Raw genomic sequence first — 14862 nt, 5'->3', positions numbered from 1 at the left:
ATTTGGATAAATTTATACATAATGCTAAAGTTTTTAAAGCATTTTGTGACCCAAATAGACTAAAGATACTTGATATTTTGCGTGGCGGTGAGAGATGTGCTTGTGTGTTGCTTGAAGAGCTTGATATAAAACAACCTTCGCTTTCTCATCATATGAAGATACTTTGTGATGCAAATATTGTTAAATCTAGAAAAGATGGCAAATGGATGCATTATAGTTTAAATGAAGATGGGTTAAATTTGGCAAAAGATTTGGTTGCTAACATAAAATAAATTTAGAAAAATTTTTGTATAATACATAGATATATTTCAATGTATCTATAAAATAAAGGAAAGAAAATTGGATAGTTTTTTTACAAAACAAGTTTTAGGTATGCAGTGGTTAAGTGATTTACTCCAAAATTTACTTTTAAATTTTGGAGTAAATTTAGATAGTAAATTTGGTGCAAGTTTACACTTTTTTATTTATGATGTCTTAAAAATAACTATACTTTTATGTGTTTTAATATTTTTAATCTCATACATTCAAAGTTATTTTTCCCCTCAAAAAAGTAAAAATATACTAGGGAAATTTAAAGGCATTTTTGCAAACATCATCGCAGCTCTTCTTGGAACTGTTACGCCATTTTGCTCTTGTTCATCTATTCCACTTTTTATAGGTTTTAGCTCCGCTGGTTTGCCACTTAGCGTAACGCTATCTTTTCTTATATCTTCTCCTATGGTTGATCTTGGTTCGCTTGTTTTGTTAGGTAGTATTTTTGGGCTAAAAATCGCAGTGATTTATGTTATAGTTGGGCTTGTTATAGCAGTAATTGGCGGAACACTTCTTGGTAAACTTGATGAAAAAAAGCATATCCAAGAATACATCTTAAATATACAAAGTGCAAATTTACAAGAGTATAAAATGAGCACAAAAGATAGACTGATTTACGCAAAAGAGCAAACCTGGCAAACTTTAAAAAAAGTTTTTGCCTACATATTAGTTGGCGTTGCAATAGGTGCTTACATACATAACTGGATACCGCAAGATTTTGTTCAAAATACTCTTGGAAGCGATAATCCTTTTGGGGTTATTATAGCTGTGCTAGTTGGGGCACCTATGTATGCTGATATATTTGGCGTTATTCCTATAGCTGAAGCGCTTTATACAAAAGGAGCCGTGCTTGGCGTTGTGTTATCTTTTATGATGGCTGTAACTACGCTTTCTTTACCATCTATGATAATGCTAAGTAGAGCTATAAAGCCAAAACTTTTAACTATGTTTATAGGGTATTGTGTTATTAGTATCGTAGCTGTGGGTTATATTTTTAATATTTTTGAGAAAATTTTCATATAAGGAGAAAAAATGTTTTTTAAATTTAAAAAAATACAAGATGATAATTTAAATGAAAATGCAAGGATAAAAATTCTTGGAACTGGATGTAAAAAATGCAATGAACTTGAGGAAAATACTATATATGCATTAAGAGAATTAGGCATTAGCGAGGAAATAGGGCATATAAAAGATCCAGTTAAGATAGCTAGATATGGTGTTATGAGTACTCCTGCACTTATTGTGGATGAAAAAGTACTAAGTTATGGTAGGGTTTTGAGTGTAAATGAGATAGTAAATTTGATAAAGGAAAATGTTGATAAATAACAATTTATCTTAACGATGTATAATATTTACAATATACAAAAAGGATAAAAATGAATAACTTTACACTTTATACTCCAACTAAAATACTTTTTGGAAAAGGAGAGGTTGCAAAACTTTCTTCGCTTCTTCCAAAAGATAAAAAAATTTTACTTCTTTATGGTGGTGGAAGTATAAAACAAAATGGCGTTTATGATGAAGTTATAGATGCTATAGGAGGGTTTGATTTTGTAGAATTTGGTGGCATTGAGGTAAATCCTGATTTTGATACTTGTTTGAAGGCAAGAGATTTTGCTAAACAAAATAAAATAGAGTTTTTACTCTCAGTTGGTGGCGGTAGTGTTTTGGATACTACAAAATTTATAGCGATGATTTTTTATGAAAATGGTGATGAGTGGAGCTTATTAGAAGGCAAAAAAATCGCTAAAAATGCCCTTCCTATAGCAAGTGTTATGACACTTCCTGCAACTGGTTCTGAGATGAATAACGGTGGTGTTATATCAAGAAGAAGCACAAATGATAAATTGTCTTTTAAAAGCTATTTAGTATTTCCTAAATTTTCTATCATTGATCCAAGTCATACTGCAACTTTACCGCTTAGACAAATTCAAAATGGCATTGTGGATACTTTTGTCCATACTTTAGAACAGTATGCGACATGGGATATAAATACTCCTATGCAAGATTTATGGGCTATAGGTATTTTAAGAACTCTTCTTGAAGAAGGGCCAAAGGCAATAGAAAATCCAAGTAATTATGATGTTATGGCAAACATATGTTGGTGTGCGACATGTGGATTAAACGGATGGATAAGTGCAGGGGTTATTCAAGACTGGGCTGTACATATGATAGGACATGAACTTACTGGATTTTACGGCATAGATCACGCACAAAGTCTAGCTATAGTTTTACCAAGCAGATATAGGCTGCATATGAAAAATAAAAAAGAAAAGCTTTATAAGCTCGGAATAGAGGCGTTTAAGATAGAGGGAAATAAGGATCAAATTGCATTAAAGTGTATAGATAAGATAGAGGAGTTTTTTAACTCGCTTGGTGTTAAAACTCATCTTAGTGACTATGGTATAGATGAAAAAGATGCTGCTATTAGGATTAGTGAGAGATTTAACCAAAGGTATAAAATTTGGGGAGAACACGATGAAGTTACTCCAGAAGTTGTTAGGATTATCCTTATAAATGCAAAATAAAATAGAATAAATTTGTATTAAAATATATAAAATAATATGTATTTTAATACGCTTTAAAATTAGTAAATATTTTCTAGTTGAAGTTTTTCCGCCATTATTTCGGCTTTTGCTAAAAGCTCTTTCGCGCCTTTATTTATAAATTTAGTTGCCAAATCTTTACCTATAGTTTTATACTCATCTTTTTTTACAACTAATGTTTCTTTTAAAATTTCGCTTCCATCAGGCATTCCAAGAACGGCTCTTATTTTTATATCATTGCCATCTAAATTTGCATTTATACCTATGGGAACTTGACAACCACCGTTTAGCATAGTAACAAAATCGCGCTCTATAGTGGTTTCTATGAAGGATTTTTCATCATTTATAAAGTTTATCACATCTAAAATATCTTTTGATTTTATGGCTTCAATACCAAGCGCGCCTTGCCCCATAGCAGGTATCATTTCATCAAGTTCAAAAGGAGTAACAAATTTTATCTCTTTATCTAGTCCTAGTCTTTTTATACCTGCTAGTGCTAAAATGATTGCATCAAAATGACCTTCCTTTAGTTTTCTTAGACGTGTATTTACGTTGCCTCTAAGAGAAACTATAGTTAAATCCTGTCTAATCATAAGAAGTTGCATTCTTCTTCTAAGGCTTGTAGTGCCAACTCTTGCTCCTTGTGGGAGCTCATTTAAGCTTTTAAATTTCTCACTTACAAAAGCATCTCTTATATCTTCTCTTTTGCTAATTGCAGCTAGTATAAGACCATCAGGAAAAGTTACTGGAACGTCTTTTAGACTATGAACTGCTATGTGGCTTTCATTTCTTAACATGCTTTCTTCAAGTTCTTTAGTAAAAAGTCCTTTGCCGCCGATTTTAGCAAGTGGAGAGTCTAAGACTATATCACCTTTTGTTTTCATGCTTAAAAGTTCAACTTCTATGTCATGAGTTTTTTTAATCTCACTTTGTATAAACTCGCTTTGCCACATTGCTAGAGCACTTCGTCTTGTTGCTATAACCAATTTTTTCATTTTTTATCCTCATCTATTACTTCAACATCTATAATATCTTCTTGTGTGTTGTCTTTTTTAAAGCTCTTGCTTGTGTTAACATTTTTCTTTGCAAATACTGAAAATATAATAATACAAATGCCTATTATATCGCATACTATTCCAGGTAACATTATCAAAAATCCGCCTATGCTGATACCAAAGTTACTTATCATTTGCATTGGTGAGCTTAAATTTGTCATATTTATAAATCCAAATCTAAATAAAAGCATAAAACCCACGACACCACTTATTATGATTTCTAAAAACAGCTTTAAAAATCCATACTCATTTACAAATATATAGATTGCTAAAACTTCAAATAAGACATAAAAAAATCCTAAAGATCTTTGCATAAAATACCTTTTAGTTTATCTAAAATTTCATCTTTTTTAACTATAATTTTATTTAGAGTTTTGCGCTCTATTAGCTCAACATTGCCTTCATTTAAGCTTTTTCCAATAAGCAGACCATAAGGAAATCCCATGAGCTCAAATTCACTCATCTTAACGCCAAATCTTTCGCTTCTGTCATCAAGTAGTGTTTCTATGCCTATGGTTTTAGATTGTTTATATATTTCATTAGCGAATTTAACTTGATCTTCATCTTTTGTGTTTGAGATGATTATTTCTAGTTTAAATGGTGCAGTTTGTTCATTCCAAATACAACCCTTTTCGTCATGATTTGCTTCAATGATAACAGCCATTAAGCGACTAACTCCTATGCCATAGCATCCCATAAAAAATGGTTTTGCTTTTCCATTTATATCTAGAAAAGTTGCATTCATAGCACTTGAATATTTATCTCCAAGCTGAAAGATATGTCCTACTTCTATGCCTTTTGTGATATGTAGATTACCGCCACAATGAGGACAAATATCACCATCTTTTACAGCTATTAAATCTTTAAATCTATCTTCGTTGAAATTTACAATCTTTACGCCAACCATGTGATAGTCTTTCTCATTTGCACCGCAAATCATCTGCGTGGCACCCTTTAATTCGCTATCTATATAAAAATTAGACCCTTTTAAGCCAAGTGGACCACAAAATCCAGGAACTAAACCAGATTTTAAAATTTCTTCTTCGCTAGCATCAACAAGCTCTATGGCATTGCAAGCGTTTTGTGCCTTTTTTTCTTGTAGTTCGTCACATCCTCTAATAAAAAAAGCTATTATTTTGCTTTCATCTTCATAGATAGCTTTTTTTATAACTGCTTTTATAGTATAAAATTTATCAACTTTGAAAAAATTTGCAATATTATCTATAGTTTTTAAATTTGGAGTATGAAATTTGCTCATATCAGCTTCAGGAAGTTCTGCGTTTGTTTGCATTGGAGATCTTTTTGCGGCTTCTATGTTGGCTGCGTATTTACAACTATCGCAAACCAAAATGTCATCTTCACCATTATCTGCAAGTACCATAAATTCTTTGCTTCCGCTTCCACCTATTGCACCACTATCTGCATCAACTGCTCTGAAATTTAATCCAAGCTTGCTAAATATATTTGAGTAAGTTTGTTCCATAAGATCAAATTCGCGTTTCATACATTCTTTTGAATCATGAAAGCTGTAACTATCAGCCATTACAAATTCCCTACCTCTTAAAAGCCCAAATCTAGGTCTTGCTTCATCTCTAAATTTAGTATTTATCTGATATAAATGTAAAGGAAGTTGTTTATAACTTGTAATACTATTTTTTACTATATTTACAATACTTTCTTCATTTGTTGGACTTAATACAAAATCATTTTCTTTTCTATCTTTAAATCTTAAAAGTTCTTTTCCATAATAGTTATATCTGCCACTTTGTTTCCAAAAATCAGCAGGCGTTACCATGCTCATTGTTATTTCACCAGCTCCAGTTTCGTTCATTTCTTGTCTTATCACATTTTTAATCTTGCTTATTACCATTTGACCAAGTGGTAAAAAATTATAAAGCCCACTTCCAATTTGCCCAATAAATCCAGCCCTTAATAAAAATATATGGCTAGGAAGAGTAGCATCTTTTGGAGCTTCTTTTGTTGTAGGTGCGTAAAGTTTGCTAAATTTCACTATTTTTCTCCCATTCATATTCACATTTATAGAAATTAAACTCTTCAAATTTATCTTTTATATCAAAGATATACTGTACTGATCTAATAATAGCATCAGCTTCCATCTTATCGCCTAGATCTCTTAAATTGACAGTTGGAGTATGTAAAAAAGCCTTAAAAACTTGATGAATAAGTTTTTTTACTTCTTCTTCATCTGAGTGTTTTAAATATCCTTTTTTGAGAGCTTTTGTTATTTCATTTTCTGCTATTTCTTTTGCTTTGTATCTTAAAGCTTTGATGATTGGAGTTGATGCTAAGCTTTGCAACCATTTAAAAAACTCATTTGTCATATCTCCAACTAAAGCGTAGGCAATCTGTGCTTGTTCTTCTCTTAAGGCTACATTTTTTTTGACAATTTCATCTAGATCATCAACGGCATATACATGTATTTTATCATTTATACTTATATTAATATCTCTTGGAACTGCTATATCAAAAAAGTATCTATCAAAATCTTTCTCTTCTATCATATCATCAGTTATAATAGTATGAGGAGCACCAGTTGCGCTAAATATCATTTTGCTTTCATCTATATATTGAGCGAGTTTGGATATTGAGTCATATGAGGCATTTGGACCAAGCTCATCTGCTAGAGCTTTTGCATTTTCTAAACTTATATTTATTATAGTAACTTTGGCTCCACTTGTTATAAGATGCTTGCAAGCAAGTCTGCTCATCTCTCCTGCGCCAACAACTAGTGCTTTCATGCCATTTAGAGAACCAAAAATGTCTTTTGCTTTTGCTACGGCTACACTCGAAACTGATATTGAATTTTTAGATATATCAGTTGAATTACGTATGCTAGCTGCACACTTAAAAGCATAATGCATAGCCCTGCTTATATTTAACTTAGCAAAGCCATTTTCATAGGCAAAAATAAATGCATCCTTGAGTTGGCCAACTATTTGTGTTTCGCCTATAACCAAGCTATCAAGAGAGCTTGCAACAGAGAAAAGGTGATGTATCGCTCCTTCGTTTTCATATATATCAGCCCTTGTTGTGAGCTCTGTTAAATCTATACTACTTACTTGATGAAGTTCAAAAAGTATGAGATCTTCGGCTCTCTTTGGCTCTAAACTTCTAGTGAAAATTTCAACTCTATTACAGGTGCTAAGCACCATAGCCTCGCTTACATATTTTGTAGAACAAATAGTTTCTAAAAATTTTCTCTTTGTTTCATTGTTTGAAAAAGAGAGTTTTTCACGCACACAAATATCTGTATTTTTATGTGTGAAGCTAATACTCATATAATACATTAAAATGTCCTATCTATCATACTTTTAACCATATCTTCAAGATCTGTTAAATTATATTTTTTAACTGAATTTATTGCATCGTTGCCATATTCTTTAGCTTCTGTGATGCATTTTTCTATAATATTAAATTTATTTAAATTTGATTTTATCCAATCTTGTTCTTTTGTATTTAAGTCTTTTTTAAATAAAGAAACAAGATATTTTTTATCTTCTTTATCTAATTTCTCATAAAGATAAATATAGGGCAGGGTAGTTTTTCCTTCTTTAAAATCATTTAAAGCAGGTTTTCCAAGCGTTTTTGAATCTTGTGTAATATCTAAAATATCATCAATTATTTGAAAAGCTATGCCCAAATTTTTACCATAATTTGCAAAATCTTGAGTATTTAAATTTGCTAAAAATGCGCCACATTTTGCGGTAGCTTCTATTAAAACAGATGTTTTATAATATATCATTTTTATGTATATTTCTTTATTGTAATTAAACTCTTCACTCATAGAAACATCCATCATTTCACCAATACTAAGTAAACTAACGGCATTGGATATACTGTTAGATATAAAGCTGTCAAATTTGCTTAGTTCAAAATATCCTTTTGAGTATAAGATGTCTCCTAGCATTATTGCGTTTTTAGCGCCATAAATAGCATTTATACTTGCTTTACCTCTTCTTGTGTGGCTTTCATCTATAACATCATCATGAAGAAGGCTTGCTGCATGGATTAGCTCTATAATTGCGCACAATTTAAAGGAAATTTCATTTTCTTTTGCTATCTTTAAAAGAAGTTTTGATCTAAGTTTTTTCCCTGAATTTATGTTTGAAAGCATATCGTTTAATGGCTTGTAATCAAATTCTTTTATCATACTTATCATAATGCCGTCTATATTATCCATTATTATCCTTATCTTTTTTTGGATCAATAAATTTAACCTCAACTCTACTTGCTTCATCTTTTATATATACCACAAAAGTAGCTATACCCTTTTCGTATTTTGTAAAAGCAATATAGAGCCTAACTTCATCTTTTGGGAAGCTTTCTTTTGGTTCAAAAAGAAGTTGATCATACTCTTTTAATCCAGTTCTTAGTGATACTGTCATCTGTCTAGGATATTTTCTCCACCAACTATGAACTATCATATTTGTTGCATCATAAAGAGTCCATCTAAAGTTAAAATATTCTATCTCTCGTTGCTTTTCTTCGCCTACTAGTTTGATTGCAACTCTAGCCATCTGATCTTTTTTAAGCTCAAATTTATGCTCATATGCAAATTCCAAAGGTGCACTCAATAAATATACACAAAACAAGACTAATATGCAAATATATCTAAACAAAATTATACGCTTTTTGTTAAAATTTCGCTACTTAAATGCAAATACATATTTTGTAATTTTTCATCTAACATAGCTGTATGTTCATGCTCAAAAATATCTACTTCTTTTAAATTTATGTTAGCTTTTTCTAACAAATATTCCATAGCAATGTATTTTTTGAGTAAATTTTCTATTTCTTCTTCAACACTATCTCTTGATGCGTTAAATAATATATCGTAAAATTTTTCTTTTAAATCGCCATAAAAAAGGTCGCTTTCAATCATTTTTTATCCTAATTAAAACATTAAACTTTAGATTATATCAAAATAATGTTTGATAAAAAATAAGTTCAAATTTAAGTATTTAAAAATAGTTTTATGCATTCTCTATGAGTTCCATTAACTCTTTTGCATTTTTTGCATTTTTAAAGTTGGTGCTATTTTCTCCAAAACCCCAGGTAACATTGATATAGGGCATATTTGCATTTATTGCTGCCATTTCATCTTTTATGCTATCACCTATAAAAATAGCATTATAGTTTTTGCCTTTTTTCTTAGCGAGGTTTAACATTGTTGGGTCTGGTTTTTTAGGTATTTCTTTGCTAAATCCTATGATAAAATTAAATTTATCAAATATTTCGCTTTTTTTTAAAATCGCCTCTAGACTATCTTGTGGAGCATTACTTGCTAAAACAATAAAGTATTTTTTATCTATACAAAAATTTAGTATTTCATCAACACAACTGTACTTTTTAGCATAAAGACTATAATTTTTATTGAATTCTTTATCGAAATTTTCCATCATTTCTTTTGTTGGTTTTTCTAAATTAAAAAATTCTTGTAGCATATTTTTATCTAATGAATTTATGGTTTTTAGTATAAAATCTTTTTTCAAATCGTCTTTTAATCCAAGCTTTTGTCTAGTTTCGTTTATTGTAAAACATATGGCATCAGAACTATCAATAAGAGTTCCATCCATATCAAATATAATGGTTTTAGTAGTTGTATTCATCATAACTCTTTTTATGTTTATCTTTTTTATATTTTGAATTTTTAAGCTTTTCAAGCTGATTAAATGTCTTAAGTAGTTCTGCTTGATCGTTATTATTTAATGCCAAATTTACAAATTCTAAAAGACCTTTTGTGTAAGGTTGATCAAGATAAACTGCTTCAACTTTTTTTAAACTCTCAAAGCTTTTCTCCACCCTTTGTTTAAATAAAACCTCATTAAAATCATCTCTTTTTAAGATGCCAATTATGGATTTTACAAATTTTTCAAGAGCTCTTATATATTTTACTCTTTTAAATTTATCTGTTTGTTCCAAATTATTTTATCTCTTTTAAATTTTGATATTGCATACAAGCTATATCATCTTTTAAATCGCAAGCTTTTTTGTAGTATTGCATGGCTAATCCCATATCATTTTTAAAACCTTGTGCATTATGATAAAGAGTTGCCATACTAAAGCATCCCATTGCACTACCTTTATCGCATGATTTAACAAATATATCTTTTGCTAAATCATAGTTTTTTGGGGTTCCTGAGCCAGTTGCGTACATAGTACCAAGGGAATTGCAACTTTTTAAATGGCCATTGTCGCATGCTTTTTGATAAAGAGATATGGCTTTTTTTATGTCTTTTTTTGCTCCAAATCCGCCTTCATATATAACGCCAAGCTCTCCGCACCCTGGTGCATAGTTACCATTGCATGCTTTGGTTAATAGCTCTATAGCTTTTTTGTCATCTTGATTTATCTTTAAGCCCTCGCTGTATAAAAATCCAAGTTCTGTGCATGCCTCTAAGTTATTATTATCGCATTTTTTTTGCAAATCAGCCGTTTTAAGATTGTTTGAACATAGCAAAAGAGTAGAGCAAGTTGATAGTAAAAAAACTATTTTGTTCATAAAGTTCCTTTATAAAATTTCAGTCTAAGCATAGCGAAATAGCTTTTAATATAAAATAAATACTAAGCTATAAAACCATAATCTTTAAGAGTTTTTTCATAAAAATCTTCATCTTTGCAAACTATCAACAAAAGATCATTTGGGTTAAATTTGTAGGATCCTGTAACTTTTATATATTTACCATCTCTTACAGATAGAACTACAAAAAAGTTTTCAGGCAGTTCAAGTTCGGCTAAATTTTTGTCTATAATTTTTGAATCTTCTTGCACAATAAACTGCCTAATAGATTGATAGAAAATTTTATTTTTAGCAAGAATTTCTTTGGTTGTTATTTTTTCTTCTTTTTTAATTTGTTTAACATTAAAAATGCTAGCTGCTTTTGATATTGTAGAGCCTTGGACTAAAACAGAGATAAAAACTATCGTAAAAACAATATTAAACATATCTCCAGCATGGTTTATATTTGCACTAAGTGGATAAGTTGATAATATTATTGGAACAACTCCTCTAAGACCAACCCATGAGATAAATGCTTTTTCTTTTATATTAAATTTAGTAAATATTGTGCCTATAAAAACGCTAATAGGTCTTGCTATAAAAGTAAGAAATAGTGCTATAAGTATGGCTGTAAATGTTACGCTTGGTAAAGTACTAGGAAAAACAAGTAATCCTAAAGCTAAAAAGACAAAAATTTGCATTATCCAGGCTATACCATCAAAAAAACCAACCAAATTTTTCTTATAAACATATTCTCGCCTATTTGCAAAAATGCCCATTACATATACAGCTATATATCCATTTCCACCTATTTTTGTAGCTACTCCAAAAACCAAAGCTACAAATCCAAAAACCAAAATAGGATAAAATCCCCAAGAGCTAAGTTGAATTTTGTTTAAAATACTTGGAAGAGAACAACCACACAAATATCCAATAGCGCCTCCTATTAAAAATTGCATTGTAAGTTGAAGAGCTACATTTCCAGCAGTTGGCGCTTGGGTAGCGCTTATGATACCAATTATGGTCATTGTTAAGAAAATTGCCATAGGATCGTTGCTACCACTTTCAAATTCCAAAAGTTCACCAAGATTATTTTTTAGATTTATTCCTCTTGATCTAAGTATTGCAAAAACAGCAGCGGCATCTGTAGAGCTTATTATGGCACCAAGTAAGAAACTCTCAAGTAAAGTCCAGCCTAAAAGTAAATATATAAAAAGTCCAAGTATAAGAGCAGTTATTACAACCCCAAGTGTTGCTAAAACTATAGAAACTTTGAGTATTGGCGCAACTGCTTTGATATTTGTATCAAATCCGCCAGCAAATAATATAAAAATTAGGGCTAAATTTCCAATTAAAGCAGCAAATCTAGTATCATCAAAGGATATACCAAGAAGACCATCGCTTCCAGCCAGCATTCCAACACATAAAAATACGATGAGAGAGGGAATTCCGTATTTATCTGAAATTTTGCTAAAAAATATACTGGCTAAAAAAAGTATTCCGATGATAATTAGCTTTTCTTCCAAATTTAAGCCTCAGTCGTTATCTTTATAAAATATTATATCAAAATTATTTTTCACTTTCACTAAAGATTTTTTATTTGAAGTTTTATTGATACTATTTAGTCTTTCTAGCTCATCATTTAAGTCATTTAGACTTCTTTCCATATCTTCCATCTGTTTTTTTAGTCTCAATACAACATCAACACCTGCGAGATTTATACCCATATCTCTTGTTAATCTCAGAATTGTTTTAATTTGATCTATATCTCTTTCTGAGTAAAGTCTCATTTTACCATCTGTTCTGTTTGGGCAAACAAGACCTTCTTTTTCATACTGTCTCAAAGTTTGTGGATGTATATTTAGAACTTTTGCAACAACGCTTATCAAATAAACTGGTTCATCATAATGTGTATTCATAATTTTGCCTTTTAGTTTGGTAATTTTTCTTGCATTAATTTTACCAAATCACTGTCTAAAGTTGAAGCATCTGGCAAAATAACATTTACTTTTAGATATAAATCACCGTATATACCGCTTTTTCTATTTTGAACACCATATCCTTTTAGTCTTATTTTTTGATTTGATTTGGTGTTTGGGGATATTTTTATACTAACTTCTTTTTTGTATGTTTTAACATCTACTTTACCTCCAAATAAGGCAGTTTTTAGGGAAATGTTTAAGCTTTTTACTAAATCATCACCATTTCTTTCATATTCATCACTTGATTCTATTATGACATTTAAAATAAGGTCGCCTTTTCTACCACTGATATTTTTGCCTTTTCCTTTTACCCTTAGTTTCTCGCCACTATTTATACCAGCTGGGATACGTATTTTAACACTTTCACTACCAAGACTTATTTGCTTTTCTCCACCATTTACAGCTAGGTCAAATGGTATTTTTATTTTAGCTTCGGTATCTAAATTGGTTCCAAAGCCATCATAAGAACTAAAAGAGCCAAAACTACCACCGCCAAAACCACTAGATCTTCCTCCAAATGCACCACCAAAGATATTTCTTAAAATTTCATCTAAATTTCCCATATCTTGGTTTTGTGTAAAATCATGGAAACTTTGGCCACCAAACATAGAATCGCCATGCATATCGTATTGTTTCCTTTTTGATTCATCGCTTAAAATTTCATAAGCAGCATTTATTTCTTTAAATTTTTCTTCAGCCGCTGGGTCTTTATTGATGTCTGGGTGATATTTTCTAGCAAGTCTTCTGTAGGCTTTTTTTATTTCTTCACTAGAGGCTGATTTATCTACACCCAATGTTTCATATAAACTATTGCTCAATTATAATCCTTTTATGTATTTTTATATTTTACTTAATATAAATTATATCATAAAACTTTAGTCTATGTCAATCAAGTATCATATTTTAAAATCAAAAATCTGTTTACAATAGCCATAATAACCATTAACTTTTATAAAATATAATTATTATAAAATAAAATTAAAGATAAGGAAAGAAAATACGATGAAAAAAACTATTTTTTTATCTCTTGTTGCAGCTTGTGTTTTAAATGCAGGAAGCATAAAATTTAATGAGGCTAATCCAACCCCAGAAAGAGTTGAACCGGGATATGGATCTAATGCTATACTTTCATATCATGATTCTATAAAAGATGTAAAACAATCGGTTGTAAATATATCTACAAAAAAAACTATAAAAGATAATGGAAATATGCCTTTTTCTAATATGTTTAATGATCCTTTGCTAAAAGAATTTTTTGGGTTTAATTTTGGTATACCACAAGAAAGAAATAGAAGTGCATCTTCTTTGGGAAGCGGTGTTATAATATCAAGTGATGGATATATTGTTACAAATAATCATGTTGTTTCCGATGCTGACGAAATAATCATAACTACAATGTATGGAGACAATGAATATAAGGCAAAAATTATAGGAACTGATGCAAAAACAGATCTTGCTGTGGTTAAGATAGAGGCAAAAGACTTAAAAGCTATATCATTTGCAGATTCATCAAAACTTATGGAAGGAGATGTTGTGTTTGCAGTGGGAAATCCTTTTGGGGTTGGTGGAACAATAACACAAGGTATAATTTCTGCTTTAAATAAAAACAATATAGGCTTAAATCAGTATGAAAATTTTATTCAAACTGATGCGTCTATAAATCCGGGTAACTCAGGTGGAGCATTGGTCGATAGTAGAGGTGCGCTAGTTGGTATCAACTCAGCGATACTTAGTAGAAATGGTGATAATAATGGAATTGGTTTTGCCATACCTTCAAATATGGTAAAAAATATTGCACAAAGGCTTATAGTTGATGGTAAAATAGACCGTGGTTACATAGGGGTTATGATTTCAAATTTAACAAGCGATCAAAAAGAAGTTTATAAAAATAAAGAAGGAGCTCTAATTTCTAGCGTCGAAAAAGACACTCCTGGAGATAAAGCTGGGTTAAAAAGAGGAGATTTAATAACAAAAATCAATGACAAACCAATAAAAGATGCATCAACTCTTACAAATTTAGTAGGCTCTCTTGATCCTAATACAAAAATTGACATTACCTATGAGAGAATGGGAAAAGAGTACTCTACAAAGTTAAAACTTGCAAATATGAATGAAATTTCATCAAATACTGCGATTGGCTCAAAATTGAACTCTAATTCTATTGTAGATGGACTCAGTGTTGTAAATATCACAGATGAATATCGCGCACAATATAGAATTCCTAGTGAAATAAATGGTATTTTGGTAACTGATATTCAAAAAGGTTCAAAAGCTGAAAATCTAGGATTTATAAGAGGTGATATAATTATACAAGTTGGTGATAAAAACATAAAAAATATAGAAGAGTTTAATACGCTTATGAGAAAGAAGGGTGATGAAAAAGTTCTTGTTTGGATAAATAGAAAAGGTGTATATAGAGGACTTGTTATCAAATAATAAAAAAGAAA

18 protein-coding genes are annotated in these 14862 nt (G+C 30.5%); 5 read left to right on the top strand and 13 right to left on the bottom strand.

Annotated elements, in window-relative coordinates; translation table 11 throughout:
* Window positions 1-2 precede the first annotated feature (2 nt).
* The 4 genes from ACZ5VL_RS08175 (at window position 3) to ACZ5VL_RS08160 (ending at window position 2840) form a co-directional block, all read left to right on the top strand.
* Entirely contained in the window at window positions 3-272 is a 270-nt protein-coding gene (locus ACZ5VL_RS08175) for an ArsR/SmtB family transcription factor (RefSeq protein ID WP_464198630.1), read from the top strand.
* 67 nt (window positions 273-339) lie between these two features.
* Window positions 340-1335, top strand: a complete 996-nt coding sequence (locus ACZ5VL_RS08170) for a permease (protein WP_464198629.1) — start codon at window positions 340-342, stop codon at window positions 1333-1335.
* A gap of 9 nt (window positions 1336-1344) precedes the next feature.
* Entirely contained in the window at window positions 1345-1638 is a 294-nt protein-coding gene (locus tag ACZ5VL_RS08165) for a thioredoxin family protein (RefSeq protein WP_464198628.1), read from the top strand.
* A 50-nt stretch (window positions 1639-1688) separates the two neighbouring features.
* A complete protein-coding gene (locus ACZ5VL_RS08160) occupies window positions 1689-2840 on the top strand; it encodes an iron-containing alcohol dehydrogenase (RefSeq protein ID WP_464198627.1) in 1152 nt (383 codons plus the stop codon).
* 59 nt (window positions 2841-2899) lie between these two features.
* Here the strand turns inward: ACZ5VL_RS08160 and hemC are convergent, their stop codons facing one another.
* The 13 genes from hemC to ACZ5VL_RS08095 form a co-directional block, all read right to left on the bottom strand.
* Window positions 2900-3853, bottom strand: coding sequence for a hydroxymethylbilane synthase (gene hemC, locus ACZ5VL_RS08155; RefSeq protein WP_464198626.1), 954 nt, complete (start codon window positions 3851-3853; stop codon window positions 2900-2902).
* Entirely contained in the window at window positions 3850-4227 is a 378-nt protein-coding gene (locus tag ACZ5VL_RS08150; RefSeq protein WP_464198624.1) for an FxsA family protein, read from the bottom strand. The genes hemC and ACZ5VL_RS08150 overlap by 4 nt, the downstream gene beginning before the upstream one ends.
* The gene (locus ACZ5VL_RS08145; RefSeq protein ID WP_464198623.1) at window positions 4212-5924 is read right to left on the bottom strand and encodes a proline--tRNA ligase; all 1713 of its coding nucleotides are present in this window, start codon (window positions 5922-5924) and stop codon (window positions 4212-4214) included. The genes ACZ5VL_RS08150 and ACZ5VL_RS08145 overlap by 16 nt, the downstream gene beginning before the upstream one ends.
* Window positions 5914-7221: a glutamyl-tRNA reductase gene (gene hemA / locus ACZ5VL_RS08140; RefSeq protein ID WP_464198621.1), complete on the bottom strand. Its 1308-nt coding sequence runs from the start codon at window positions 7219-7221 to the stop codon at window positions 5914-5916. The genes ACZ5VL_RS08145 and hemA overlap by 11 nt, the downstream gene beginning before the upstream one ends.
* The gene (locus ACZ5VL_RS08135; RefSeq protein WP_464198619.1) at window positions 7221-8114 is read right to left on the bottom strand and encodes a polyprenyl synthetase family protein; all 894 of its coding nucleotides are present in this window, start codon (window positions 8112-8114) and stop codon (window positions 7221-7223) included. The genes hemA and ACZ5VL_RS08135 overlap by 1 nt, the downstream gene beginning before the upstream one ends.
* Window positions 8107-8508: a hypothetical protein gene (locus ACZ5VL_RS08130; RefSeq protein WP_464198617.1), complete on the bottom strand. Its 402-nt coding sequence runs from the start codon at window positions 8506-8508 to the stop codon at window positions 8107-8109. The genes ACZ5VL_RS08135 and ACZ5VL_RS08130 overlap by 8 nt, the downstream gene beginning before the upstream one ends.
* Before the next feature lie 47 nt (window positions 8509-8555).
* The gene (locus ACZ5VL_RS08125) at window positions 8556-8816 is read right to left on the bottom strand and encodes a DUF2018 family protein (RefSeq protein ID WP_464198616.1); all 261 of its coding nucleotides are present in this window, start codon (window positions 8814-8816) and stop codon (window positions 8556-8558) included.
* Between the two features lie 91 nt (window positions 8817-8907).
* Window positions 8908-9543: an HAD family hydrolase gene (locus ACZ5VL_RS08120; protein ID WP_464198615.1), complete on the bottom strand. Its 636-nt coding sequence runs from the start codon at window positions 9541-9543 to the stop codon at window positions 8908-8910.
* Window positions 9527-9856: a hypothetical protein gene (locus ACZ5VL_RS08115; protein ID WP_464198613.1), complete on the bottom strand. Its 330-nt coding sequence runs from the start codon at window positions 9854-9856 to the stop codon at window positions 9527-9529. The genes ACZ5VL_RS08120 and ACZ5VL_RS08115 overlap by 17 nt, the downstream gene beginning before the upstream one ends.
* A 1-nt stretch (window position 9857) precedes the next feature.
* Window positions 9858-10436, bottom strand: a complete 579-nt coding sequence (locus ACZ5VL_RS08110) for a tetratricopeptide repeat protein (RefSeq protein WP_464198611.1) — start codon at window positions 10434-10436, stop codon at window positions 9858-9860.
* A 62-nt stretch (window positions 10437-10498) separates the two neighbouring features.
* On the bottom strand, window positions 10499-11959 hold the full coding sequence (locus ACZ5VL_RS08105; protein WP_464198609.1) for a potassium/proton antiporter: 1461 nt from the start codon (window positions 11957-11959) through the stop codon (window positions 10499-10501).
* Window positions 11960-11968: 9 nt separating this feature from the next.
* Window positions 11969-12352 (bottom strand): heat shock protein transcriptional repressor HspR, encoded by a 384-nt coding sequence (locus ACZ5VL_RS08100; RefSeq protein WP_464198607.1) that lies wholly within the window; start codon window positions 12350-12352, stop codon window positions 11969-11971.
* A gap of 11 nt (window positions 12353-12363) precedes the next feature.
* The gene (locus ACZ5VL_RS08095) at window positions 12364-13233 is read right to left on the bottom strand and encodes a DnaJ C-terminal domain-containing protein (RefSeq protein WP_464198605.1); all 870 of its coding nucleotides are present in this window, start codon (window positions 13231-13233) and stop codon (window positions 12364-12366) included.
* 184 nt (window positions 13234-13417) lie between these two features.
* Here ACZ5VL_RS08095 and ACZ5VL_RS08090 point away from each other — a divergent pair, with 184 nt between their 5' ends.
* Window positions 13418-14851, top strand: a complete 1434-nt coding sequence (locus tag ACZ5VL_RS08090; RefSeq protein ID WP_464198603.1) for a Do family serine endopeptidase — start codon at window positions 13418-13420, stop codon at window positions 14849-14851.
* Window positions 14852-14862: the final 11 nt, after the last annotated feature.

It is taken from the genome of Campylobacter sp. GTC17093 (assembly GCF_055397635.1).
The sequence above is the reverse complement of the archived record's forward strand: the minus strand, read 5'-3'. Positions and strand labels throughout refer to the sequence as shown.